General features: G+C 63.0%; 25 protein-coding genes. 11 read left to right on the top strand and 14 right to left on the bottom strand.

Going from position 1 to position 23516, the window contains the following annotated elements:
• Positions 1 to 25: 25 nt before the first annotated feature.
• Positions 26 to 1000 carry a lipoyl synthase gene (lipA, locus tag DYI37_RS01480; protein ID WP_116681416.1) on the top strand — a complete coding sequence of 325 codons (975 nt, stop codon included), beginning with the start codon at positions 26 to 28 and terminating at the stop codon, positions 998 to 1000.
• Between the two features lie 9 nt (positions 1001 to 1009).
• Positions 1010 to 1492, top strand: a complete 483-nt coding sequence (locus DYI37_RS01485; RefSeq protein ID WP_116681417.1) for a type II toxin-antitoxin system RatA family toxin — start codon at positions 1010 to 1012, stop codon at positions 1490 to 1492.
• 194 nt (positions 1493 to 1686) lie between these two features.
• Here DYI37_RS01485 and DYI37_RS01490 read toward each other — a convergent pair whose 3' ends face one another.
• Positions 1687 to 2268 (bottom strand): NnrU family protein, encoded by a 582-nt coding sequence (locus tag DYI37_RS01490; RefSeq protein WP_245413724.1) that lies wholly within the window; start codon positions 2266 to 2268, stop codon positions 1687 to 1689.
• A gap of 175 nt (positions 2269 to 2443) precedes the next feature.
• Here DYI37_RS01490 and DYI37_RS01495 point away from each other — a divergent pair, with 175 nt between their 5' ends.
• The 4 genes from DYI37_RS01495 to DYI37_RS01510 all read left to right on the top strand — a co-directional run bounded on the left by DYI37_RS01495 (position 2444) and on the right by DYI37_RS01510 (position 6374).
• Positions 2444 to 2848 carry an MAPEG family protein gene (locus DYI37_RS01495; protein WP_116681419.1) on the top strand — a complete coding sequence of 135 codons (405 nt, stop codon included), beginning with the start codon at positions 2444 to 2446 and terminating at the stop codon, positions 2846 to 2848.
• A 346-nt stretch (positions 2849 to 3194) separates the two neighbouring features.
• A complete protein-coding gene (locus DYI37_RS01500) occupies positions 3195 to 4151 on the top strand; it encodes a DNA recombination protein RmuC (protein WP_245413725.1) in 957 nt (318 codons plus the stop codon).
• Positions 4152 to 4367: 216 nt separating this feature from the next.
• On the top strand, positions 4368 to 5888 hold the full coding sequence (locus DYI37_RS01505; RefSeq protein WP_245413726.1) for a serine protease: 1521 nt from the start codon (positions 4368 to 4370) through the stop codon (positions 5886 to 5888).
• A gap of 102 nt (positions 5889 to 5990) precedes the next feature.
• Positions 5991 to 6374 (top strand): hypothetical protein, encoded by a 384-nt coding sequence (locus DYI37_RS01510; RefSeq protein WP_147307842.1) that lies wholly within the window; start codon positions 5991 to 5993, stop codon positions 6372 to 6374.
• A 36-nt stretch (positions 6375 to 6410) separates the two neighbouring features.
• On the opposite strand, the gene DYI37_RS01515 is transcribed toward DYI37_RS01510, so the two are convergent.
• The 3 genes from DYI37_RS01515 to argB all read right to left on the bottom strand — a co-directional run bounded on the left by DYI37_RS01515 (position 6411) and on the right by argB (position 9756).
• Positions 6411 to 7127: a pyrimidine 5'-nucleotidase gene (locus tag DYI37_RS01515; RefSeq protein WP_116681423.1), complete on the bottom strand. Its 717-nt coding sequence runs from the start codon at positions 7125 to 7127 to the stop codon at positions 6411 to 6413.
• A gap of 288 nt (positions 7128 to 7415) precedes the next feature.
• Positions 7416 to 8714 (bottom strand): OprO/OprP family phosphate-selective porin, encoded by a 1299-nt coding sequence (locus tag DYI37_RS01520; RefSeq protein WP_158555055.1) that lies wholly within the window; start codon positions 8712 to 8714, stop codon positions 7416 to 7418.
• Positions 8715 to 8859: 145 nt separating this feature from the next.
• Positions 8860 to 9756: an acetylglutamate kinase gene (gene argB / locus DYI37_RS01525; protein ID WP_116681425.1), complete on the bottom strand. Its 897-nt coding sequence runs from the start codon at positions 9754 to 9756 to the stop codon at positions 8860 to 8862.
• A 203-nt stretch (positions 9757 to 9959) separates the two neighbouring features.
• On the opposite strand from argB, the gene DYI37_RS01530 reads away from it, so the two are divergent.
• On the top strand, positions 9960 to 10541 hold the full coding sequence (locus DYI37_RS01530; protein WP_199520052.1) for a histidine phosphatase family protein: 582 nt from the start codon (positions 9960 to 9962) through the stop codon (positions 10539 to 10541).
• Positions 10542 to 10638: 97 nt separating this feature from the next.
• Here DYI37_RS01530 and DYI37_RS01535 read toward each other — a convergent pair whose 3' ends face one another.
• Positions 10639 to 12561: an AMP-binding protein gene (locus tag DYI37_RS01535; RefSeq protein WP_116681426.1), complete on the bottom strand. Its 1923-nt coding sequence runs from the start codon at positions 12559 to 12561 to the stop codon at positions 10639 to 10641.
• A gap of 288 nt (positions 12562 to 12849) precedes the next feature.
• On the opposite strand from DYI37_RS01535, the gene DYI37_RS01540 reads away from it, so the two are divergent.
• Positions 12850 to 13644: a hypothetical protein gene (locus tag DYI37_RS01540; protein WP_116681427.1), complete on the top strand. Its 795-nt coding sequence runs from the start codon at positions 12850 to 12852 to the stop codon at positions 13642 to 13644.
• 36 nt (positions 13645 to 13680) lie between these two features.
• Here the strand turns inward: DYI37_RS01540 and DYI37_RS01545 are convergent, their stop codons facing one another.
• Positions 13681 to 14640: a ribokinase gene (locus DYI37_RS01545; RefSeq protein WP_116681428.1), complete on the bottom strand. Its 960-nt coding sequence runs from the start codon at positions 14638 to 14640 to the stop codon at positions 13681 to 13683.
• Between the two features lie 212 nt (positions 14641 to 14852).
• On the opposite strand from DYI37_RS01545, the gene DYI37_RS01550 reads away from it, so the two are divergent.
• Positions 14853 to 15554, top strand: coding sequence for a chromosome partitioning protein ParA (locus tag DYI37_RS01550; RefSeq protein WP_116681429.1), 702 nt, complete (start codon positions 14853 to 14855; stop codon positions 15552 to 15554).
• 38 nt (positions 15555 to 15592) lie between these two features.
• On the opposite strand, the gene DYI37_RS01555 is transcribed toward DYI37_RS01550, so the two are convergent.
• Positions 15593 to 17548: a TRAP transporter large permease gene (locus DYI37_RS01555; RefSeq protein ID WP_116681430.1), complete on the bottom strand. Its 1956-nt coding sequence runs from the start codon at positions 17546 to 17548 to the stop codon at positions 15593 to 15595.
• The gene (locus DYI37_RS01560; protein ID WP_116681431.1) at positions 17545 to 18186 is read right to left on the bottom strand and encodes a TRAP transporter small permease subunit; all 642 of its coding nucleotides are present in this window, start codon (positions 18184 to 18186) and stop codon (positions 17545 to 17547) included. Before DYI37_RS01560 ends, DYI37_RS01555 begins: the two co-directional genes overlap by 4 nt.
• A 282-nt stretch (positions 18187 to 18468) precedes the next feature.
• Between DYI37_RS01560 and DYI37_RS01565 the strand changes: the two genes are divergently transcribed.
• A complete protein-coding gene (locus tag DYI37_RS01565; protein WP_116681432.1) occupies positions 18469 to 19008 on the top strand; it encodes a regulatory protein RecX in 540 nt (179 codons plus the stop codon).
• Positions 19009 to 19035: 27 nt separating this feature from the next.
• On the opposite strand, the gene DYI37_RS01570 is transcribed toward DYI37_RS01565, so the two are convergent.
• From DYI37_RS01570 to DYI37_RS01590, 5 genes are all read right to left on the bottom strand, one after another.
• Positions 19036 to 19395 (bottom strand): DUF2147 domain-containing protein, encoded by a 360-nt coding sequence (locus DYI37_RS01570; protein ID WP_116681433.1) that lies wholly within the window; start codon positions 19393 to 19395, stop codon positions 19036 to 19038.
• Positions 19396 to 19548: 153 nt separating this feature from the next.
• Positions 19549 to 19908, bottom strand: a complete 360-nt coding sequence (locus DYI37_RS01575) for a DUF2147 domain-containing protein (protein WP_199520053.1) — start codon at positions 19906 to 19908, stop codon at positions 19549 to 19551.
• A 130-nt stretch (positions 19909 to 20038) separates the two neighbouring features.
• A complete protein-coding gene (locus tag DYI37_RS20510) occupies positions 20039 to 20419 on the bottom strand; it encodes a DUF2147 domain-containing protein (protein WP_116681434.1) in 381 nt (126 codons plus the stop codon).
• Between the two features lie 108 nt (positions 20420 to 20527).
• A complete protein-coding gene (locus DYI37_RS01585; RefSeq protein WP_245413727.1) occupies positions 20528 to 21634 on the bottom strand; it encodes an aminotransferase class I/II-fold pyridoxal phosphate-dependent enzyme in 1107 nt (368 codons plus the stop codon).
• Positions 21635 to 21690: 56 nt separating this feature from the next.
• Positions 21691 to 22224 carry a gamma carbonic anhydrase family protein gene (locus tag DYI37_RS01590; protein WP_425365020.1) on the bottom strand — a complete coding sequence of 178 codons (534 nt, stop codon included), beginning with the start codon at positions 22222 to 22224 and terminating at the stop codon, positions 21691 to 21693.
• Positions 22225 to 22548: 324 nt separating this feature from the next.
• Between DYI37_RS01590 and DYI37_RS01595 the strand changes: the two genes are divergently transcribed.
• Positions 22549 to 22758, top strand: coding sequence for a hypothetical protein (locus tag DYI37_RS01595; RefSeq protein ID WP_116681435.1), 210 nt, complete (start codon positions 22549 to 22551; stop codon positions 22756 to 22758).
• 17 nt (positions 22759 to 22775) lie between these two features.
• Here the strand turns inward: DYI37_RS01595 and DYI37_RS01600 are convergent, their stop codons facing one another.
• Positions 22776 to 23516: an SDR family NAD(P)-dependent oxidoreductase gene (locus DYI37_RS01600; protein WP_116681436.1), complete on the bottom strand. Its 741-nt coding sequence runs from the start codon at positions 23514 to 23516 to the stop codon at positions 22776 to 22778.

Raw genomic sequence — 23516 nt, forward strand, 5'->3', positions numbered from 1 at the left:
CGCCGACACGGCATAGGTAAACGTCATGGTTACGGTGCTCGACAATCGCACCGCAGCCGAGGGCAAGCCCCGGCTGCGGCATCCAGAAAAGGCTCATCGACCGGACACGGCCGCGAGCCCACCCAAGCCCGACTGGATCCGCGTGCGCGCGCCGGTCGGGAAGGGTTTCCAGGAAACCCGCGACATAGCCCGCTCGAACGGTCTCGTGACCGTGTGCGAGGAAGCCGGCTGTCCGAATATCGGCGAGTGCTGGGAAAAGAAGCACGCCACCTTCATGATCATGGGCGGCATCTGCACGCGCGCCTGTTCCTTCTGCAATGTCGCAACCGGCATTCCCCACGCGCTCGACCAGTCCGAGCCGGAGAGCGTCGGGCGTGCCGTGGCGAAGATGGGCCTCGATCATGTCGTGATCACTTCGGTCGATCGTGACGATCTGGCCGATGGCGGAGCCGAGCACTTCGTGCGGACCATTCGCGCAATCCGCGCGGCCGCCCCCGGAACGACGATCGAGATCCTGACGCCCGATTTCCTGCGCAAGCCCGGCGCGCTCGAGCACGTCGTCTCGGCCCGCCCGGACGTCTTCAACCACAATCTGGAAACCGTGCCGTCGAAATATCTGACCGTTCGCCCCGGGGCGCGGTATTTCCATTCGATCCGCCTTCTGCAGCGGGTCAAGGAGCTCGATCCGACGATCTTCACGAAGTCCGGCATCATGGTCGGGCTCGGAGAAGAGCGGAACGAAGTGCTTCAGTTGATGGACGATCTGCGCTCGGCCGATGTCGACTTCCTGACGATCGGGCAATATCTGCAGCCGACCCGCAAGCATCATCAGGTGGTTCGCTACGTGACGCCGGAGGAGTTCAAGTCGTTCGAGACGACCGCCATGGCGAAGGGTTTCCACGTGGTTTCGGCGAGCCCGCTGACACGGTCCTCGCACCATGCCGGTGAAGACTTCCAGCGCCTGAAAGCGGCTCGTCTGGCCCGGACCAAGGCAGCGTAAGCGAAATCCATGCCACAGTTCCAATCGACGCGCCGGGTCACGCATTCAGCAGACGAGATGTTCGATCTCGTCGCCGATGTCGAAAAGTATCCGCAGTTTCTTCCGCTCTGCAAAAGCCTGAGCATCCGCTCGAAGCGCGAGCGCGACGGAAAGACGCTGCTCGTTGCCGACATGACGGTTGCCTACAAACTCGTGCGCGAGACGTTCACGAGCCAGGTTCTTCTGAAGCCGGAAGAGCGGCAGATCGACGTGAAATATGTCGATGGTCCGTTCCGCTACCTCGATAACCGCTGGAACTTCACACCGGTCGGCGATGAGGAGTGCGAGGTGCACTTCTTCATCGACTACGAGTTCAAGAGCCGGACGCTCAGCATGTTGATGGGCTCGATGTTTGACTACGCGTTTCGCCGGTTCGCCAAAGCCTTCGAGGATCGGGCGGACGAGGTCTACGGGACCGGAACCGGACAGGGCTCGACGCATCCCGAATCCTAGGCGAGGTTCCTTGGATCGGGCGGTCGCCTGGTCCTTCGTGCCCGCCTGCGAAGCCCTGTCAGGCTTCTTGTGCCAGAAGGCAACCCGGTTGGCTTCAATTGGACGCAGTTCCAAGGCTCCAGTGCCGGAACCGCTCTATTTCGATCAGGATCTGCAATCTTCGGATCATCGAAGGCCCGACTGTCTGGACTCGCTCAGTTTCGAGCCAGGGGCGAGACGCCGAACAGCCATTCGTGGGCCCAGACGATGAAGACGGCGGCGATCGACAGTCCGATGACCAGCGAGAGAAGATCCATTTTCGCGGACGCTACCTTTCCGCCGACGGGCTGGGCATTTCGGCGTAGCGACGAGAGGTAGTCGAGAACGGCCCAGACGAAGAAGGCACCGAAGAGAACGACGTTCGCCGTTTCGCCGTTGGCGAGGAGATGGCCGGCTGCCCAGAGACCGACGCCGAGAACCATCGGGTGGCGCGCGGCGCGCTTGATATGGCTCGCGGGAAGATATGCCGCCGAGACGAGAACGAAGGCGACCGGCACCAGAGCGAGCGTGCCAAGGGACAAGACCGGAGGAGGGGTGTAGAGGCGGCCATGCGAGGCAAGCGCTTCTCCATAACCCTGGCCAATCAGAACCAGTCCGATGAGGGAGAGAAGGCTGTAGCTCGCCCTGTAGGGCATCTCGCCGATCCGCGAGATCAGGAGGTTTCTCGGTGCTTCGCCGACCACGCGGATCGAATGCATTCCGATGAACAGAATCAGCCCGACAATCAGCAACGACACGTGAAAAGTCCCTTCTTCGACGCGGCCGAACGGTCGTAGCATGGTTCGAGTTCTGGGAGATACGAAGTCCTCGGTCGGGCGAGGACGCGATGCCGCACCCGCAACATCGCATCGCGCGATGGCTCGATCGCCTCGGTTCTAAACCGTACACTCCCGGTGAAGAGGAGATTCGACGATGAATGGTGCAGCGCTGGGAGCAGTGGCGATCTATTGCGCGTTGAACATCGCGATCCTGTTCTGGATCTCGATCGCGATCGGTCTCATTCGCAGACGAAACGCGATCCTGATCGGCGATGGCGGCGATGCCCGCCTCGCCAAGGCGATGCGCGGGCACGCCAACGCCATCGAAATGATGCCGATGACGCTCATCGCTCTCGCACTCGCGGCACTCCTAGGGGCGTCACCCTGGCTCATTCACGCCCTCGGCCTCGCGCTCACCATCGGGCGCTTCCTCCATGCGCTGCATTTCACTCGCGCGGGCACGCCTCTCTGGCAGCGCATGGCGGGTTTCGGCCTGTCCGCGATCGCACTCGCCGGATCAGCGGCAACCGCCGCGATCCTCGGGATCCTCGCGATCTGACTTCGGCCGCGACAGGGGATGGATCATCCCTGCCGGATCGAAGGACATGGAGACCTCGATCGAGTCGAAAGGCCGCACGTTCGAAGCGTGATCACGACGGTATCCTCGTTCCCGTTTTGATCTTGTTTTTTAATCAATTCCGCGTAGCGTCCAGAGGATGGAACGAGATCGCATTCTGGCATGGTTGAATGATGCCCATTCATCGCTTGCAGGCATTCAGCTCACCGGTGCATCGCTGTGTCTCGGGGCGCTCGTTATCCTTCTTTTCACGCTGCTGCTAAGGGCACGCAAGGCCAATCGCGAACTGAGGACCTTGATCGGCGAAGCGGGCGACGCTGGCCCAGGCATGAGCTCGGTCCTGAAGGCTCAGGCCGAACTGGCCGGCCGTCTCCAGTCGATGGCAGAGATCATCGGCAGTCGCCAGGCGGAACTGACGTCGACGCTTGCTGGCCGCTTCGACGGTCTCTCGAATGCTGTTGGACGACAGCTCGTCTCGACCAGTTCCGAAACCCGCGAAACGCTGTCCGCGCTTGGCGAACGTCTGGCGGTGATCGATCAGGCACAGAACCGCATCGGCGAACTGGCGAGCGGGATCACGCAATTGCAGCACGTCCTCGGGGACAAGCAGACGCGCGGCGCTTTCGGCGAGCTTCGGATGCAGACCATCGTCTCCGACGCATTGCCGGCGAACGGATATCGAATGCAGGCGACGCTCTCGAACGGGAAGCGGCCGGACTGCCTAATCATGATGCCGAACGGCGCGTTCCCGCTCGCCATCGATGCCAAGTTTCCACTCGACGCCTATGCCGCGCTGGCTTCGGCGCAGACGAAGGAGGCGCGCGTTTCCGCCGGCAATCGGTTGCGCCGGGACATGGATGTCCATATCCGCGCGATCGCCACCAAATATCTGATACCGGGCGAAACGCTGGATACGGCGATCATGTTCGTTCCTTCGGAGGCGGTGTTCGCGTTTCTTGGCGAACATTTCCCCGACATCATCCAGAAGGCCTATCGGTCACGCGTGGTGATCGTCTCTCCCACATTGCTCATGCTTTCCGTCCAGGTGATTCAGAATCTTCTGAAGGACGCCAAGGTTCGGGAGGAGGCGGTCCGTATCCAGCAGGAAACCCGTCTTCTCGGCGAGGAAATCCAGCGCCTCGGGGAGCGGGTCGATGCGCTCAAGACCCATTTCGGCCAGTCGCAGCGGGATGTCGATCAAATCCTCTCTTCCACATCCCGCATTTTGAAGCGCGCGGAAAGGATCGACGAACTGCCTGCGGACACCCGTCAAGGGCTCGAATAAGGCACGAAGGGCAAATATCACAACAACGTGATCGCCGCTAAGATCCGTGCTGATCTTCGCAATCCCCGTGAGCGCAGAGCTTTGCAGGGGTCCGTTGCCAGTCTATTCTTACCAGACCGTTAAACTAACTCGGATCGAAACGTGATCAGCCGCATTATGTGACCAGAAGACGACGATCCTGAGGGGGACGAAATGTATCGCGTGGCGCGAACACTGATGGCAGCAGTCGGGCTGGCGATCCTGCCGGTCGGTGCATCGGTCGTTCCTGCACATGCAACCGGTCTCTCCGAAGCCTACAACTCGCAGACCGATATCGACTTTCGCCAAGGCCTCCAGATCCGTCTCGCCTGGACCGGCGATTACGAGGGCTCGTTCGACGGCGTGATCGGGCCGAACTCGCTCCGGGCGATCCGTGATTTCCAGGCCCGCCATGGGTTCGAGCCGAATGGCATCATTTCCGACCAAATGCTGTCGCAACTCGTCTCGCAGTCGGATGCCGTCCAGAACGGACTGGGCGTCGCCTTTGCCGAAGATGCCGCGACCGGTTCGCGGCTTCTCATTCCGTTCAACCGCGTCGTGGATCAGGGTCGTACCGAAGTCGGTAACCTCTGGCGCTCCGAAGACGGACGTATCGAGGTCGAGACGGTGCGGATCGCCGATACCGGCCAGACCCTTCCGGGCCTCTTCGATGTCCTGAACCGGCAGACGGAAACGCGCTCGGTGTCCAGCTCCGCGTTCTCGGAGACCAGCTTCAAGGTCTTCGGGACGGACTCCGGCCGCCAGTATATGATGCGCTTCGAGGTCGGTTCGGAAGACGGCACCGATGTTCGTGGGTTCTCCATTTCATACGATCCCGCGGTCGCGAGCGAGATCGAGCCCTTCCTGACCGTCGCATCGGAATTGTTCGAGCCGTTCGCCGCCGATCCCCGCGAGCCACTGGTGGCCAGCCGCGAGGACAAGCCGTTCACGACCATGCTGCGCAATCGCCGCGAGACGGCGGAGCCGGATGGCCGTTACGCGATGGCTTATGCCGATCCGACCCAGCCGAACATGTTCGCCATTCCGCCGATCGACGGCCGGATGGCCTCCAATCAGCGTGATCCGTCCGATGTGGCGTTCGACATGGCGGGCTCTGGGTTTGCGGTTTCCGAGGACGGCTGGGTGCTGACGAACGCCCATGTTGTTAGGGCCTGCAATGCGGTGCTCGTGAGTGGTTATGGCCGCGTGACGGACCGGGTCGTCGATACGCAGAACGATCTTGCGCTCGTGAAGGTCGATGGACATTTCGAAGCGCCCCTCGCGATCGCGGCAGACAAGCCGCGCCTTGGCGAAGACATCCTTGCGCTCGGTTTCCCCCTGCGTTCGATCCTTGCCGATTCCCTGAACGTCACCCGTGGAAACGTTTCCTCGCTTCTCGGCCTGATGAACGATCCGCGCTACATGCAGATCTCCGCCCCGGTGCAGCCGGGCAATTCGGGTGGTCCGCTCGTCGATCTCGCTGGCCGGGTCGTCGGTGTCGTGACCGCGAAGCTGAATGCCGTCGCGATCGCCGATGCGACCGGGGACATTCCCCAGTCCATCAACTTCGCGATCCAGCCGAATGCCGTCTCCGCATTCCTCGACGAGAATGCCATCGAATACCGGACGGCGGACGCGGGCGCGGAGCTCACGAGCGTTCCCGACGCCGTCGCGAGCGTGAAGGACGCGATCCTTCCGGTGCTGTGTCTCGACGAATAGACGCGGCTGACCTCCGGGACGGGCGGGCTGACCGCCTCGGGAATGGTTCGTGGGGCGCTCGTCCGTGGTGGCCTGCCCAGAACCAAAGCTGACCGATCGGAATTGGAACCGGATCAGAAGAGGCCTGTTTTCCTGAAACGATACCAGTCACTCTGGAAGCAACGGGAAAACGAAATGCCTGATCTCAGCACCGAACCCAAAATGATGCGCGCGCAGCAGGACAAGGATACGCCCGAACGCATCGCCGAGGACGAGACCCGGCCGGGTGCGGGACGCACGGACGCTGACGCCGAGAGCGCGCGAGATCGGGAGGCGTCCAAAAAAGGCGAGGCCCGTTACGAGACGGAACAGCAGCAGGCAATCTTCGAAGGAAACCAGAAGAGCGGCACGGCGAAGACGGATGGTAAGCCGCAGACGGCAAAGAGGCCTGAAGAGAGCGGCGATCATGGCCTCGCGAATGAAGGTCGCTCTCTTCTGAAGGACTGACCGAAGCGCGACGGCGCTTCGCGCCGAGAGCATGAACTATTTCTGGATGCTCTGAAGAAACGTCGTCAGGTCATCCGTGATGTAGTCGATATGCTCGCCGTCGCGGCCCTCGTGCTCCCAATACTCGCCGAGGGTCGTCTCGAAATTGCGCGGCACGACGAGGACGGTCGTCATACTCAGTGCCTTGGGGACCGAGAGATTCTTCGCGAGATCCTCGAACATCGCGGCCTTCGAGGGGTCGATCCCATGACGGCCGACGAAGAGATCGTAGGTCTCGGCCGCAGGTTTCGGAACGAGGTTCGAGGCGACGATATCGAAGATATCGTCGAAATGATCGAGAACGCCAAGTTGCCGCGCCGCACGTTCGGCGTGGCCGCGGTCCCCGTTGGTGAAGATGAATTTGCGGCCCGGGAGCGTCGCGATCGACTCTCCGAGGGCCGCATTCGGCTCCAGCCACGAATAATCGATGTCATGAACGAAGGCGAGAAACGCGTCCGGATCGATCTGGCGCTCGTTCATCAGCCCCCGCAGGGTCGTTCCGTGGCGCCGATAGAGATCCTTCTGCACGATCCGCGCGTCCTCTCTCGGAAGACTCAGGAGATCGGCGACGAATGTCGTCATCCGCTGGTCGATCTGCGAAAACAGGTCGGTGTGGCGCGGATAGAGGGTGTTGTCGAGGTCGAAGATCCAGTCGCGCACGTGTGCGAAGGATTCCGGCGAGGCATCCGCGGTCCTCAGAGTCTCGGCTGTCATGCTGATCGGTCCTCGTCCGCCTGTTCCATCCCCGGAAATGCATCGCGCAAGGCGTGATGGCAAATGGAAACTCCCGAATGGCGGGCTCGCAAGTCCCGCTATGAGGACGTTCTGCCACAATTTCCCGGCGGCCTGCCGCGATCGGTCTGGACGAAGGATACGGTAAGATCCCTAGCACCCCGTCGCCGACCCGGCCCGCACGGTGTCAATCGGTCGGGTCGTCAAGAGAAGGGAGCGACGACCGATCTCGAACCCGTCGACCCTTCGCCGAAAATTTCGCCCGACGCCCTAATAGGCGAACTGGAAGCGTCCGGTCACGGCATGGACGTCGAGCCCGTCGATCGATCCTGCAGTCCCATGGGTGTAGGAGTAGTCGGCAGTCAGCCTGAAGCGCTTGGTCAGATAAAGGTTTGCGACGGCCGACAATCCGATTTGCGCACCGGCATCGGGACCAAGATCGGTCAGATCGAGATAGTCGACGCGGGCACCGACTTCCAAAGCGCCGAAGCCGCCCTGATCGATCGGGTTCTTCGGGACGACCCGTCCGAACGATCCCGTCTCGCGGCTGTAGCTGCGCTGCTCGCCGGTGAGGAAATAGGTCGTGTAGAGATACCCGCCATGGGCGGTCCCGCTCTTCAGCAATCCATCCACATAGACGCCTGTCAGTTCCGCCTGGATCGAAAGCGAACTAACGGAGCGAGCGAATTCGAGGTTGCCGCGATAGACGTCTGACGACCCCATGAATGTCGGCGAGGACGCTATCGAACGGCTGCTGAGTGCGGAATTGCTGTTGCCCGAGAACGAGACGCCGCCGGTGACGTCGAATTTGGTCGAAACGGCCGCACCCAGATGGAGGAGGTTCTCGACCCGCTGGGTGCCGGTGCCGTCCGTCGTCGCGTCACCGCCACGCTCGATCTGACTCTCTTCGTAAATCGGCACCCACGTGGCCCGAGCGGTCACGCCGACACCGCGCTCGTCCAGCCCCTCGAAACCAGGACCGCGCCCGTCGTTGAGGTCGCCACCGAAAACGCCTGCTGCAACGGTATACGTGTCCGTCGAGTAGCGGGCGACACCACCCACATTGTCGCCCGGAATGAGGGCCGCGCTTTGTCCGGCGCTCGCGAAGGGCAGGAAGCGGCTGCCGCCGATGTCCTGGAGGGAAAAGGGCTCGTCCTGCTGACCCAGAATCACGTCGAGATTGTCCATGAACTGGTAGCTGAGGAAGAGATAGCGCAGCGGCCGGGACTCGTTCTCGAAGTCGTAGGCGAAGGTCGCGTCGAGCTTGTCGTAGGTTCCGAACAGGTAGAGGCGGGCAAGCGCGACCTCCGACCGCCATCCGCTCCGGCCGGGATCGAAGTCCAGATATCCGCCGTCCAGCTGGACGAAGGGGGCGATGGTGATATTGCGATCGTCGCCGCCGAACTGGAGATAGCGTTCGTTAGTCGGGAACAGATCAGAGTCGTTCGTCGCCGACTGAGCATGTGCGTCGCGAGGAAGAGCCGCCGCGCAGAGAAGGACGGATGCAAGAATTAATCCAGCCTGTTCCAGCCTCGACGATGGCGTTTTACCATAATGGCGGTCGGTCATCGGGCTGTCCCTCGATTGTTTCATCATCCGACGCACGAAGTCAGGAATTCAACGCGTCGTTTGTTTTCGAAACACTAGAGGGCGCGGCGAAGCAGCGATGTAGCCGCTTCGCAACAATGTGCCGAGACCGGACGGCGATCCTACGTCACGGTACGATCAGCGTTCCCGCACCGTGTTCGGTCAGCAGTTCCAGAAGAACAGAATGCCGGGTCTTCCCGTTGAGGATGACGACGCCTTCGACGCCTCGCTCGAGCGCTTCGATACAGGTCTCGACCTTGGGGATCATGCCGCCCGAAATGACGCCCCTGCGGATGAGGGACTTCGCCTCGCTGACCGACAGCTCCTTGATCAGCTGCTTCTCCGCATCGAGCACGCCGGGCACGTCGGTCAGGAACAGGAGCCTCGATGCCTGCAGCGCACCTGCGATCGCGCCGGCGAAGGTGTCGGCATTGATGTTGTAGGTCGCCCCGTCCCGGCCCGGCGCCACCGGCGCGATCACCGGGATCATCTCGGAGCGGGCGAGGAGATCGAGAAGCGTCCGGTCCACCTCCACCGGTTCGCCGACGAAGCCGAGATCCAGAACGCGCTCGATATGGGAGTCGGGGTCGATGACCGTCTTCGTCGCCTTCTCCGCGAAGACGAGATTGCCGTCCTTGCCGCAAAGACCGATCGCCCATTCGCCCTCGGCGTTGATCATGGCGACGATCTCCTTGTTGATCGACCCCGCCAGAACCATTTCGACGATCCGGACCGTCTCGGCATCCGTGACCCGCAGCCCGCCCTCGAAGCGGGACTCGATGCCCATCTGCGTCAGCATCCTGCCGATCTGGGGACCGCCGCCGTGCACGACGACCGGATTGACGCCCGACTGCTTCAAGAGCGCGATATCGCGTGCGAAGGCCTGGCCGAGGCTCGTATCGCCCATGGCGTGACCGCCATATTTCACGACGACATTCTTGTTCTCGTAGGCCTGCATATAGGGGAGGGCTTCGGAGAGAAGGCGTGCCTGCGTCTCGGCGCTGTCGGGGGTCTGCTCGCTCATCTCGTCCGTCCTATCGCTCGGGTGGCATCGTATGGGTGGCTCTTCTAGCGACAATCCTGCCGGGGCAGAAGTCGCGATCTGGGCTTCTACGATCGTTTCGCGACGGTTCGTTGGCAGGGGCGGCAAGGAAATGCCATGGTTTTCGCCACTGTGATCGCATTCGCGTGATATCCTGTTCGTGAGAAGAAGGGACCGGGGAACCCATGCTCGATTGTCTGCCACGCTGCGCGACGGCTATCGTCAGCGCCTTGGGCGCCATTCTGCTGTCACCCTCGTTCGCGCAAGCGGCCGAGGATGCGCTGTCCAAGGCTGCTGGCGAGGACGTGCAACTCGTCATGCGCCATGCGATCGCGCCGGGCACCGGAGATCCCGATGAGTTCACGCTGGGCGATTGCAGCACCCAGCGCAACCTTTCCGAGACCGGCCGCGAACAGGCGGCAGCAATCGGGCGCAAGCTCGAGGAGGCGGGCGTGAAGGTCGACGTCGTCTATTCGAGCGAATGGTGTCGCGCACGCCAGACCGCCGAACTCCTGGGACTGGCTCCGGTCGAGTCCGCCTCTTTCCTCAACTCGTTCTTCGAAGATCGCACCGAGGCCGCGCGCCAGAACAGGGCATTTCGCAACAAGCTCGAGGAACTCGCCGAGGAAGGGCGGAAGGCCCTTTTCGTGACCCATCAGGTGAACATAACCGAGCTGACGGGCGTCTACCCGGCATCGGGTGAGATCGTTCTCATCACGCTGGACGAGAACGGCGAGGTCGAACCCGGCGGCAGCATCCACGAGTGATTACAGCCCGCGACTCGATCGGGACGATGGTGTCGGCCGGGTCGCAACAGCGATCGCGCCAGTCATCGGTCCGGGGATATCGCGTCGGCCTCCGCCCTCAACGGCGGGAGGACGCGCTCAACGATGCGACCGCTCGCTCGATGTTTCCGATGGCGCCCGCGTCCTCAATCGTCGCAGGCGTCTCGAACGGCTCGTGATCGACGATCGCCTTCATCGTGCGCCGCAACACCTTGCCGGAACGGGTCTTCGGAAGCTTGTCGACAACGACGATCTGCTTGAACGCGGCAACGGGGCCGATCTGGTCGCGGACCATGGCGACGATCTCTCGCTCGAGCGTTTGGTGATCCTCGGGCGCATCGCTTTTCAGGACCACGAAGCCACAGGGCAGTTGCCCCTTCATCTCGTCATGCATGCCGACCACGGCGCATTCGACGACCGAGGGATGACGTGCGACGACCTCCTCCATCTGCCCGGTCGAGAGGCGATGGCCGGCGACGTTGATGACGTCGTCAGTGCGTCCCATGACGAAAAGATATCCGTCCTCGTCGAGATAGCCGGCATCGGCGGTGGAATAATAGCCGGGGAATTCGGCCAGATACCCGTCGCGGAATCGCTCGTCGGCGCGCCAGAGCGTGACCAGATTGCCGGGGGCGAGCGGGAGCTTGATCGCGATCGTCCCCATCGCTCCCGGCGCGACGCGCTCGCCATCGGGACCGAGGATGGCGAGATCATAGCCCGGCATGGCGACGCTCGGACTTCCGTGCTTGACCGGCAGGAATTCGATGCCGCGCGGATTGCCGGCGATGGTCCAGCTCGTTTCCGTTTGCCACCAGTGGTCGATCACGGGGCGGTCGAGAAGCGTTTCGGCCCATCTGATCGTCTCGGGGTCTGCCCGTTCGCCGGCGAGATAGAGCGCTTCGAACTTCGACATGTCGTAGCGCTTCAGGAACTCTCCGTCCGGATCCTCCTTGCGCACGGCGCGAATGGCGGTCGGAGCCGTAAAGAGTGTCTTGGCGCCGTGTTCGGATATGATGCGCCAGAACGTGCCTGCATCCGGCGTGCCGACGGGTTTGCCTTCGAAGAGAATGGTCGTCGCTCCGCGGATGAGCGGCGCGTAGACGATATAGGAATGGCCGACGATCCATCCGACATCGGAGGCCGTGAAGCAGACATCGCCGGGATCGATCCCGTAGATCGCGCCCATGGTCCAGTTCAGCGCGACGAGGTGGCCGCCATTGTCGCGAACGACCCCTTTCGGCTTGCCGGTGGTGCCAGAGGTATAGAGAATGTAGAGCGGATCGGTCGCGGACAGGCGGGCGCAGGGCACCTCGCGCCCGTCCTCGATCTGCGCTCTCAATCGATCGCGAAGTTCGGCCCAGTCGTGGTCCCGTCCCTCGACGAGGTCGCATCGAAGCTCCGCACGCTGCAGGACGATCGCTGCCTGGGGCGGCTTCTCGGCGAGTTCGAATGCGCGATCGAGAAGCGGCTTGTATGCGACCGTCCGGTTGGGTTCGATGCCGCAGGACGCGGAGAGGACGAGCTTGGGTTCCGCGTCGTCCATCCGCTTGGCGAGTTCGGCCGCCGCGAACCCGCCGAAGACGACCGAATGGATCGCGCCGATCCGGGCGCATGCGAGCATTGCAACCGCCGTCTCGGGCACCATCGGCATATAGATCACGACCCGGTCGCCCTTCTCGATCCCGAGATCGAGCATCGCAGCGGCCAGAGCCTTCACGTCGGTCAGCAGCTCGGCGTAGCTGATATGCTGCTTCCGGCCGGTTATGGGCGAGTCGTAGATGATGGCCGTGCGCTCGCCGTGTCCCGCTTCGACATGCCGGTCCACCGTATTGTAGCAGGTGTTGCAGACCCCGTCGGGAAACCAGCGTCCATAGATGCCCAAGTCCCGATCGAAAGCGCGGCTCGGCTCATCGAACCAGTCGACGGCTTGCGCCTGTTCGAGCCAGAACGCGTCCGGTTCGCGTTGAGCGCGCTCGTAGATTTCGCGGAAACTCTGGGTCATCGCTCGCATCTCCCGGGCATTGCTGCGATCCGGATATGGTCTCCGATCGCCCTCCGGTTCTGAAGATAACCGGGATCGGTCATTTCGAAAGCCGGGCGAGGACCTTCTTTTCGCCAATGCCGTCACCGGTCGTTCCTGCCACTCGCCCAGTGTAAGGAGAATTTTATCGAACCTGGGTAGCGTTCAAGGCCTGTGGCGGGTGCGGAGGTTGCATCTCGCATTCGGGGGCACCGTCTGGAGATGATCGGCTTTTCGATTCTGTACGGAGTAAGGGGCAGGGCGCCGAGCATGCTCCGTCTGCCGGCGATATCGTCGCTCGGCATCCTTCTCCTCGCCTGTTCCGGCCTGCCGACCTTCGCAGCGGCGTGGCTTCAGGACGAAGGCAGTGGCCAGATCATAGCGACCGGGCTTTACTCGAGCGCCAACGAAGCATTTCTGGATCGGTCCGGGGATACGGAGCCGATCGATTTCGAGAAGGGCGCGGCGACGCTTCTCATCGATTACGGCGTCCGATCGTGGCTGACGGTTTCGGGAACTGCCGAGTTCGGATCGGAATCGAGCGACGGGCTTCCCTTCCGTCGGCCGGGTCTCTCGAATGCTTCGCTTTTCGCCCGCACGCAGCTCTACCGGTCCGATCTCTACGCGATGAGTGTCGAACTGGGCGGACGCGTCGAGGATGCGTATGGGGAAGCCGATCTCGAAGTCGATCAATTCGGATGGGATGCGCCGCTGATCGAGGCCCGCTGGTCGGGCGGGGGCAATTTCGAGGTTTTCGGGCGTGCCTCCTTCGTGGATCTGTCGGCCGGCTATCGCTATCGCCTGGGGGAGGGACCGAACGAGATCCTTCTCGATGCATCCTTGGGTGTGAGGGCATTCGATCGCACGACGCTTCTCCTCCAGAGCTTCGCGACGATCGCCGAGGATAGCCCGGAGGCATCCTATGCGTATCAGAAGGCGCAGGCTTCGGTGGTCTACGATCTCAACGAGACATGGTCGATCCAGAGCGGAGGCTTTGCGACGATCGCCGGGCGTGAGGCCCTGAAGGAACGCGGGGCTTTTGCGGGTCTCTGGTATCGGTTCTGAGCGGACTGAGAAGCGCGTGCGACCACGCCCGGACGATCAGCCGTTCTGCGCGAGCACGGCCTCGACTACCTCGCGGTGCGGCATCGCGGACTGCGCTCCGACCCTTCGGCAGGCAAGCGAGGCCGCGCAGGTCGCACGCCGAATGGCGGATGCCGGGTCGAGCCCTTCGGCAAGGCCTGCGGCGAAGGTGCCGCAGAAAGTGTCGCCCGCCCCGGTCGTGTCCTCAATGGCGACAGGGAAGGCAGGCTGAGAGACGAGCGTTCCGTCGCGCCTTGCGGCGACAACGCCGCTTGCGCCGAGCGTCGCGACCACGTCGATATCCAGATGTCTGCCGAGATCTGCTGAGCGTTCGGGGATCGACGCAGACGCAAGACCGAGGGCACTGGCCGCGGCACTGAGTTCGATCTCGTTGACGACGAGCCAGTCGATGGAATGCGTCAGTTCGCGAAGCTGTTCTGCGGACAGAGCCGGCGGCACCGGCGCAAGGTTCAGGATCGTCGATCCACCTGCTGCCTTCACCCGCCGCGCCGCCTCGATCCCCGCGGCAGCCGGGGTCTCCATCTGGAGAACCAGAACCGTATCCTCGCTGAACGTCTGCGTGTGGAGGGCGTCCGGTCCCAGAAGCGCATTGGCTCCGCTCGCAACCGTGATGGCGTTCTCCCCCCTCGCATCGATCGAGATGAAGGCTGCGCCCGTCGGCTCCGGGGTGTGCTGGATGCCGGAAACATCGACGCCCATCGCAGCGAGATTGGCGACCACGCTCGCCCCGAACGCATCCTCGCCGACCGCGCCGATCATCCGCACCGAGCCGCCAGACCCGAGTATGCGCGCGGCGGCAACGGCCTGGTTCGCGCCCTTTCCGCCGAACATCTGGACATAGCGTGGGGCAAGGACGGTTTCGCCTGGATGGGCGATCGTCTCCACCCGGCAGACGAGATCGAGATTGAGGGAGCCGAAGACGACGACCTCGCCGATACCCGTGTTCGCGCGGTTCATCCGATCCTCCTGCGCCGCAAGTTGCTGTTTTGCCGATGGATCCGTTGAAATGCGTGCCGGGTCAAGCAGTCCAGATTTGCTCCAGCCCGGTATCGGATAGAGGGCAGGCGCGGCCGCGCCGTCGTCCCCCACCTTCGCCTGTGTGTAGGAAGTGATCTGGGGGCGAGCCAAGAGCGACCGGTAAACGATTGAAAACCATAGGAAACGGTTCCATGACCATTCCCGTTATCGCCATTGGTTCGCTCAAGTCCTCCGGCACCACCACGCTCGCCTTGACGCTTGCGGGCGTCGTTGCGGCAGCGAATATTCCGATCCTGCTGATCGATGCTGCACGCGATGGGGACGCGACGAACTGGGCTGCAAAAGCTTCCATTCCTGCCAAGCTGCGTGTGGAACGCGAAACCGAAACGGTCGAAATCGAGCGCCTCGTTCGTGGCGCCCGGCGCCGCGGCGAAGCCGTGATCATCGATTGTGGAACGCTGCCGGAACAGCTGCGCTTCGCCGAACGGATGGCCGATACGACGCTCATTCCCGTTCGCTTCTCGCCGCTGTCGGCATACGCCGCCATCGAGACCGACCGGCTCTTCGACGAGACGCCGGGGATCGGCCGGCCCGATCGCAAGCGTGCCTTCGTCGCAAGCGCCATCACCCCGATCCACAGCCGCGTCGCAAAGGCGGTGGAGGGGCTGATCGCACGCAGCACGACCCAGCGCCTGTCAGTCGGCCTGTCACTGCGGGCTGCCTACGAGGCACCGTTCCTGACCGGCGGTACGCTGTTCGGCCTCGACGAGGCCGATGCGCCGGGGCTCGACCGGGCCCGTGCCGAAGCGGCGACGCTCGCCTATGCCGTCGGCCTCCTCCAGATGCGCTCCGAGGCCACCCCGAAGTCTGAGATCAGCGAGATCGCCGCCTGAGGCGACTTCGCGAGTGACCGCGACCGCTTGTCCTTCGATCAGTTGAACGAGGGCGGTTGCGAGAGGTCGACGGCCGGCGCGGACGTCGGCGACTGGCCGGAATTCGAGCCTCGTTCCGCATCCGTCGAAGGTGCGGACGGCGATCCGGGTTCAAGACTGCCCGGCCCGTCCAATTGCAGCGGTGGCAGGCCGAAGGCCGGCGCTGCCGCATCGTTGGGCGAGCGATCCGAACCGGTCTGTGCGTCCGCGTTCCCCCCGAGTTCCGGTGACAGCTGTCCGAGATCGGGCGCCGACGCGCCTGCGTTCGGCTGGCTGGCCGGCTGGCCACCGTCCGATCCGGGGAAGGTGAGAGGCGGAAGTCCGATCCCGCCCGCCCCGCCGAACGAGGGCAGCTCGATATCGACCGATGCGGGCGCGCTTGCCGGAGCCTCGTCCTTGTACCGCATCACCATCTGCGGAAACAGGATGGTCAGCGCCACCATCAGGATCTGGATGCCGAGAAACGGGACGGCGCCCCAGTAGATCTGTCCGGTGGTGACCGGCTCCATCCGCTTGCCCGTGATCCGATCGAGATAGGGCACCTTCGCCGCGACCGATCGCAGATAGAAGAGCGCGAAGCCGAAGGGCGGATGCATGAAGCTCGTCTGCATGTTGATGCCGAGCAGCACGCCGAACCAGATGAGATCGATGCCGAGGGATTCCGCTGCCGGCGCCAGAAGCGGCACGATGATGAAGGCGAGCTCGAAGAAATCGAGGAAGAAGGCGAGGAAGAAGACGAGGACGTTGACGGCGATCAGGAAGCCTGTTTCGCCGCCCGGGATCGTCGTCAGAAGCTCTTCCACCCAGATATGGCCGTTGATGCCGTAGAAGGTGAGCGAGAACACCCGGGCGCCGATCAGGATGAAGAGCACGAAGGAGGACAGCTTTGCCGTCGACTCCATCGCCTGAACCAGAAGGCTGAGATTGAGCCGTCTCTTGCCGAGAGCGAGAACCAGCGCGCCGACCGCACCCATCGCTCCACCCTCGGTGGGCGTTGCAACGCCCAGAAAGATCGTTCCCAGGACCAGGAAAATCAGGGCGAGCGGCGGGATCAGGACAATGATGACCTGCTGCGCCAGGTTCGACAGAAGGTTGAGTTTCAGCGCTTTGTTCAGCGTGGCGACCGCGTAAATCGCGACCACGCCGATTGCGGCTCCCCAGATCGCATGGCCCTGCGGCACGCGTCCTTCCAGATAGACCGAAACGGCCCAGGCGATCGCGAAGGCGGCAGCAAGAGCGACGAGCAGCGAGGTGACGCCCCGCCCGAGCGTGCGCGCCTCCGGCGGGAGGGCAGGGGCCGATCGGGCCGAGAAGACCGTCATCGCGAAGATGTAGAGAAGATAGAGCCCGCTCAGGATCAGCGCCGGCACGAGCGCGCCCGAATACATGTCTCCGACCGAGCGCCCCAGCTGGTCGGCCAGAACGATGAGGACGAGCGAGGGCGGGACGATCTGTGCGAGCGTTCCCGATGCGACGATGACGCCGGAGGCCAGCTTCCGATCATAGCCGTAACGCAGCATGATCGGCAGCGAGATCAGGCCCATCGCGATGACGGATGCGGCGACGACGCCGGTGGTCGCCGCGAGCAGTGCGCCGACGATGATGACCGCATAGGCGAGGCCGCCGGGAAGCGAACCGAAGAGCTGCCCGATCGTCTCGAGCAGGTCCTCGGCCATGCCGGACCTCTCGAGGATCAACCCCATGAAGGTGAAGAAGGGGATCGCAAGAAGCGTGTCGTTCGCCATGACGCCGCCGAAGAAGCGATCGGGCAGGGCGCCGAGCAGGGGATAGAAGAGGTTGATGTCGGGCGAGAGCGGCGCGAGCTCGACGCCGATGAAGAAGAAGAGAAGCCCGTTCGCCGCAAGCGAGAAGGCCACCGGATAGCCGAGGAGCAGGAACACGACCAGCGACGCGAACATGATCGGCGCGAGGTTGTGGGCGATAAACTCGATCACGCTGCATCTCCCTTTCTCGACGCCCCATTCGCATGCTCGGCGAGCGCGGCGCCACCCCTTGCAGGCGTTTCGGGCATGAGGGTCTCCATTTCCGAGGCGAGCGGCATCTGCTTTGCCAGCGGCGTCGTGTCCGGTTCCCCGGCAAAGAGGATCGCCGCCCGTTTGATGAGTTCGGAGACCGCCTGCAGAAGAAGCAAAACGAAACCTGCGAGCAGCAGCGCCTTGGCGGGCCAGACGATCAGACCGCCGGCATTGGAGGAGTATTCCTGTCGCTCGAAGGAGCTGATCACGTAAGGCACGAGGATCCAGACCATCAGCACCGCGAAGGGCATGAGAAAGAGGATGTGCCCGAGAAAGTCGATCCAGTCGCGCGTGCGCTTCGAGAGCAGATTGGAGACGATGTCGACGCGGATATGTTCGTTGCGCAACAGGGTCCATGCGCCCGCCAGCATGAAGACGGCTCCGAACAGATACCACTGGACTTCGAGCCAGGCATTGGACGAGGTGTTGAAGACCTTTCGGACGACGGCATTGCCCGCGCTGACGAGGACGACGACGAGGATGAGCCACGAGACGAAACGTCCGAAGAACGTCGTGACGCGGTCGATCCCCCGGGACAGGGACAGGAACGCCTGCATGGGTGGGTCCTTCAGCCGATGCCGGAAAGGATGAGTTTGAAGCAGGGTGAAAACGCTCCGGGCGGGCTCCCTGCCATGCAATCTCAGTCCGTTACGAAGAGAGAACTCTTTTCGCAAGTCTCCATGCGGCAAAGCGAGCCGGCCGCAAGCTGCCTCGCAGGACTTGCGGCAGAGCCGAGCGTGATGATGGCGCGCGGCGTCCTAGGTTTCGTCTCGCAAGCGGATCACCTGCATGTCCCGCAGGCGGAAGACACGGGATCGCGAGGAAGAACGAGGACTTCGATGGCAGAACCCCGCAGGAAAACGCCGGGACCGGTCTCGCGGGAATGGCTCATGCGCGCGGGAGCCCATTACCTCGAGCGCTATGCGACGTCCTCGGAGAACTTCCGCCGTGTTCTCGAACGTAAAACGAAACGTCGCATGATGCTTCGCGACGAGTTCGACACCGATCACTCGGATCTCATCGCGGACGTCGTTTCGAGATTTGACGAACTCGGCTTTCTCGACGACCGGAGTTTTGCCGAAGCGAAGGTTCGCTCGTTCAGGAGAAAGGGCTTGTCGATCCGCATGGTCGAAGCCAAGCTTTCGGAAAAGGGCGTCGATCGCGGAACGATCGATGCGGTGGTTGCCGAGGATGAAACGCTGGAGGAGACGGCCGCCCGCAGCTATGCGAAACGCCGGCGTCTCGGACCCTGGAGGCTCCGCGACCGAGCCGAACGGCGTGATCGCGACGTGGCCGCAATGATGCGCGCCGGCTTTGCCTATCCGCTGGCCTCGTCCGTCGTCGATGGCGAGGCCGACGATGAACGCGACGAGGCGTGAACCCCGCCGCTTTGTCAGTGATGATGCTCAGGCACGTGTCCAGGTCTGCGCCTTGCAAAAGACCTTGAGGGCGCAGCCTTCGAGCTTCAGCGAATTGCCGTCGTCGGCGATCTCCACCGTGCCCGTATAGGTCTTGTCCTCGCGCGGGTCCGTCACCGTCCCCTCGTAGTTCGTTCCGGAGCCCGCCATGCGGCCGACCGCCTTGCCTTTGTGCTGACCGGTTACGACGGTCGCACAGAACTCGCTGCCGCACGGATCCACCTGCACGATGCCGCCGTCCGGCGCGCGCCACTTGCCTTCGATCGGCTCGCCCGCCTGTGCCTGCGTCGCCATTCCGCCGATGAGGCATGCCAGCACAGCGGCTGCCGTAAGCGTTCTCGTTTTCATGGGGTCGTCCTGTCGTTCATCGATATCGTGACCGCCGCATCTACGGCGGTTACGATGAAGAACGAAAGGTGCCGTCGAGCTTTCCCGCAGCGGCCTACACTTTGCCGTGACCGGGACTTATACCTGCTCAATGCCGGATCGGCGGCATCATGCTCACACGCGTGACCAGGTCTGGCTCTTGCAGAAGATCTTCAGCGCACAACCGGTGAGCTTCAGCGATGCGCCGCCGCCGGAAATCGCGGCCGAGCCGTTATAGGTTTTCCCGGAACTCGGATCGGTGACCGTTCCGCGATATTGCCCGCCGCTGCCGGACAGCTGACCGATCCGCTTGCCCTTGTGCTCACCCGTGACGATCGTCGCGCAGTAGCTGCCGCCACAGGCAGAAACCTTGACGATATTGCCGGTTTCCGCACGCCACTGGCCGACGATCGGCTCGGCTCCCTGCGCCTGAGCGAAGGCCGTCGAAGCGGCAAAGACTACAATGGTGACAGCGGATCTCAGATTGATGCGCACGCGTTCTTCCTCCCGATTTCAAGCTCACCGATCCTCCCGATCGACGAGCCCTCCGGGCATGATGGTACGGCCAGAACAGGCGTCAGAGCAATCCACGACACGCTAGAATTCGAACTTTTACGTAAGATGCCTATCGGGCTTGCTGCCAATGCTGCACCGTCTTGCAGAAGACTTCCATGATGCAGCCCTTCACCGCGATCTGCCGACCTTCGAGGATGAGGGAACCGGGATAGCTCTTGCCGTCGCGCGGATCGCTCACCCGTCCCTTGTATTCCGGGCCGGGGCCGGAAACATGGGCGACCGACGCGCCCTTGTAGGCACCCGTCGCGACGGATGCGCAGTATCGGTCCCCGCAAGGCTCGATGGAGATGACTTCTCCGTCTTCCGTTTGCCAGGAACCGGTCAGTCCCGGTCCTGCGGAAGCTGGAGAGGCCGAGAGAAAGGCCGCGCACAGGCCCGCTGCGGCGAGGGCCGATGCGTGTCGGGATATCGAGAAAGGGCTCGCGAACAAAGGGCGCTCCGGTTTGGTCTCACGTCCAGAAACGCCGCCCTCGTTATAAGGCGAACATGCCCATAAGAGGGCGGTGGAGGACCCGGAGGCTGCGACTGCGGTCCGCTTTCAAGCCTCGCGGTGGTGCAGCGCTCGTTCCAGTGCGTCCTCGAAGACTTGCGCGTCGGAGGCGGTGCCGACGCTGATCCGCAAGAGGTTGTCGAGACCCTTGGCGCGGGGCCTTCGGATGAACACGCCGGATGCCTCGATCCTCTCTGCGAGTTCGCCGGTATATTGCGCGTCGCCGGCAACGGCCATGGCGACGAAATTGGCAGCAGACGGCAAAGGCGTCAGTCCGTGACGCTCCGCCGCCCGCGTCAGACGCTCCCGGCCGTCGGCCACGAGATCGAGGACGGTTCGCAGGTGATCCTGGTCTGCAAGGGCCGCAATGCCCGCGACCTGTGCCAGACGAGAGAGTGAGAAGTGGTCGCGGATCTTATTGAACTGCCGGATGTCGCCCGGATCGCCGAAGACGTATCCCAACCGGAAGCCGGCCATGCCATAGGCTTTGGAGAAGGTTCGAAACCGAAGGAGATTGGGACGGATGAAACCGGCTTCGAGCATGGCGCTCGCGGGCGCGAATTCGCAGTAAGCCTCATCGAGCGCGATCAGCGTTTCCTCGGGGACCCGTTCGATCAACGTCTCGATATCGGACGCCTGCCAGTATGACCCGGTCGGGTTGTCGGGATTGGTGAGGTAGAGAATGCGGGGTCGGATCCGCTCCGCACTTTCGGCAAGGGCCTGCAGATCCTGCCTGAAATCGGATTGATAGGGAACGGTCTCGACGCGCACCCCGGCAGCGCCCGCGAAGTAGGTGAAGGTCGGATAGGAACCGAGACTTGCCAGTACGCTGTCACCCGGCTCGCAACAAGCCGCGACGAGGTCCCGCAGCAAGCCGTCGATGCCGGTGCCGCAGAGAATGTTCCCGACTGCGAGGCCGAGATGCTCGGCGAGCGCCTCGCGCAGTTCGAACTGTTCGGGATCGCCATACATCCAGCCATCCGCCGCCGCCCTGCCGACCGCCTCGATGACCTTCGGGGAGGGTCCGAATACGCTCTCATTGGCACCGAGACGTGCCGTGAACGCGCCTCCGCGCATGCGCTCCAACGTCTCCGGCCCGATGAAGGGCGAGCCGGAGGAGATCTGGCGGATACGCGGCGAGAAGGGTTCGTTCACGGTTCGGATGCCTGCCTTGATGGATGGGTGCGAGCCTATGCCGGTATCCGACGACTTCAGCGTTCGATCGGCTCCAGGCCCTTCGAGAAGCGCTTGGCATTCGCCACATAGTGTCTTGCCGATTGCTTCAGCTTCTCCGCCGTCGCATCGTCGAGTTCGCGAACCGCCTTGGCGGGCGAGCCGACGATGAGCGAATTCGGCGGAAAGGTCTTGCCTTCCGTCACAAGGGCATTCGCACCGACGATCGAATTGTCTCCGATGACCGCGCCGTTGAGAATGGTCGCGCCCATTCCCACGAGCACGTTGTCGCCGAGCGTGCATCCGTGGACGATCGCGTTGTGGCCGATCGTGCATCCCTTGCCGATCGTCAGCGGAAAGCCGAGATCGCTGTGAAGGGTGGAGTTGTCCTGGATGTTCGTGTCGTCGCCGATCTCCATCCACTCGTTGTCGCCGCGTATGACCGCGTTGAACCACACGCCGACATTCGCCCCGAATCGAACCCTTCCCACCACGCGGGCACCGGGCGCGATGAAGGGTTCGCTTCCCGCCGGCATTTCCGGGCGGTCGTTCTCAAGCTTGTAGGTCGGCAATTCGGTCTCTCCCATTTCCGTGATGCGCGGCATTTGAACCGACGGACCGCGATCCGGTGAACCGATGGCTTCGAGCGTCGGGTCCGCACGCCCTATAGATCAGCCCACGCGGCCAGCCGGCAACCCTGCCGTGGATACTGTGCGCAATTTCCAGCGTGCGCCGCAACACGTTTGGACACGAGGCTCGATGTAAAACGGCTTGGCGCTCGGCACGAACTGTCCGCACGACTGTGCAAGCTCCGCAACGGAAACCGCATTTAGCTTCTCTCTCGGGCACAGACGCGACGCATTCGAAGCAATGTGATCGCGAGAGGAGGAAACGGCATGTTCCTACGTGAACCGCAGCGCCTCGACGACGCGATTCTTTTGACGCGGGCGATCCGGAACCTGATGAAGGAGGGGCTCGATCGCAGGGGTATCGAGAAGGCGCTCGTAACCCATATTCCCGTCGATCTGGATCTTCTCGCCGGCTGCTACGCCCAGGCTCTGCGCTCGATGCCGACGGTGCCGAAAGAGCCGAAAAAGGTCGCCTGAGAACGCAGGTCCGTCGGTCATCCCGGCATGTGGTAATCGAGGAACCGGTTTTCGCGCACGTCGAAATAGCCGCCAGTCACGTTGAGCTCGGGAAGCGCCAGAGGCAGGATCTTCGAGGCGACCTCCTGCGGGGTCGGCAGCGTCTTCGGGTCTTCGCCGGGCATCGCCTGCGCGCGCATCTTGGTCGCCGTCGCCCCGGGATTGACCGAGTTGACCTTCAGGTTCGTCTTCGCGGTTTCGTTGGCCCATGACTTCGTCATGGCCTCGACCGCCGCTTTCGTCGCGGCATAAAGCGACCAGTAGGCCTTCGCCGAATGGGCGGCGCCCGAGGACATCATGATCGCCCGGCCGGCATCGGACGCACGCAGCAGCGGATCGAGCGATCGGATGAGACGCCAGACCGAGGTCACGTTCGTCGCAAGCGTCTTCTCGAAGGTCTTCGGCTCGATATGACCGATCGGGGAAAGCACACCGAGCATTCCGGCATTGGCGACCATCACGTCGAGCTTGCGATGCCGTTCGAAGATCGCGGCACCGAGACGGTCGATCCCCTCGTAATCGAGAAGATCCAGCGGGACGAGGGTCGCCGAACCGCCGGTCCGCCTGATGCGGTCGTCGAGTTCCTCAAGACCGCCCACGGTGCGAGCCACGCAGTAGACGTGCGCGCCTTCGGCGGCGAGAGCCGCTGCGAGTTCGTAGCCGATGCCGCGCGAGGCACCGGTCACCAGTGCGACGCGTCCGTCCAGTCTTGCAGTCAT

Origin of the sequence: Fulvimarina endophytica (assembly GCF_003403015.1) — a bacterium.
Lineage (GTDB): Bacteria > Pseudomonadota > Alphaproteobacteria > Rhizobiales > Rhizobiaceae > Fulvimarina > Fulvimarina endophytica.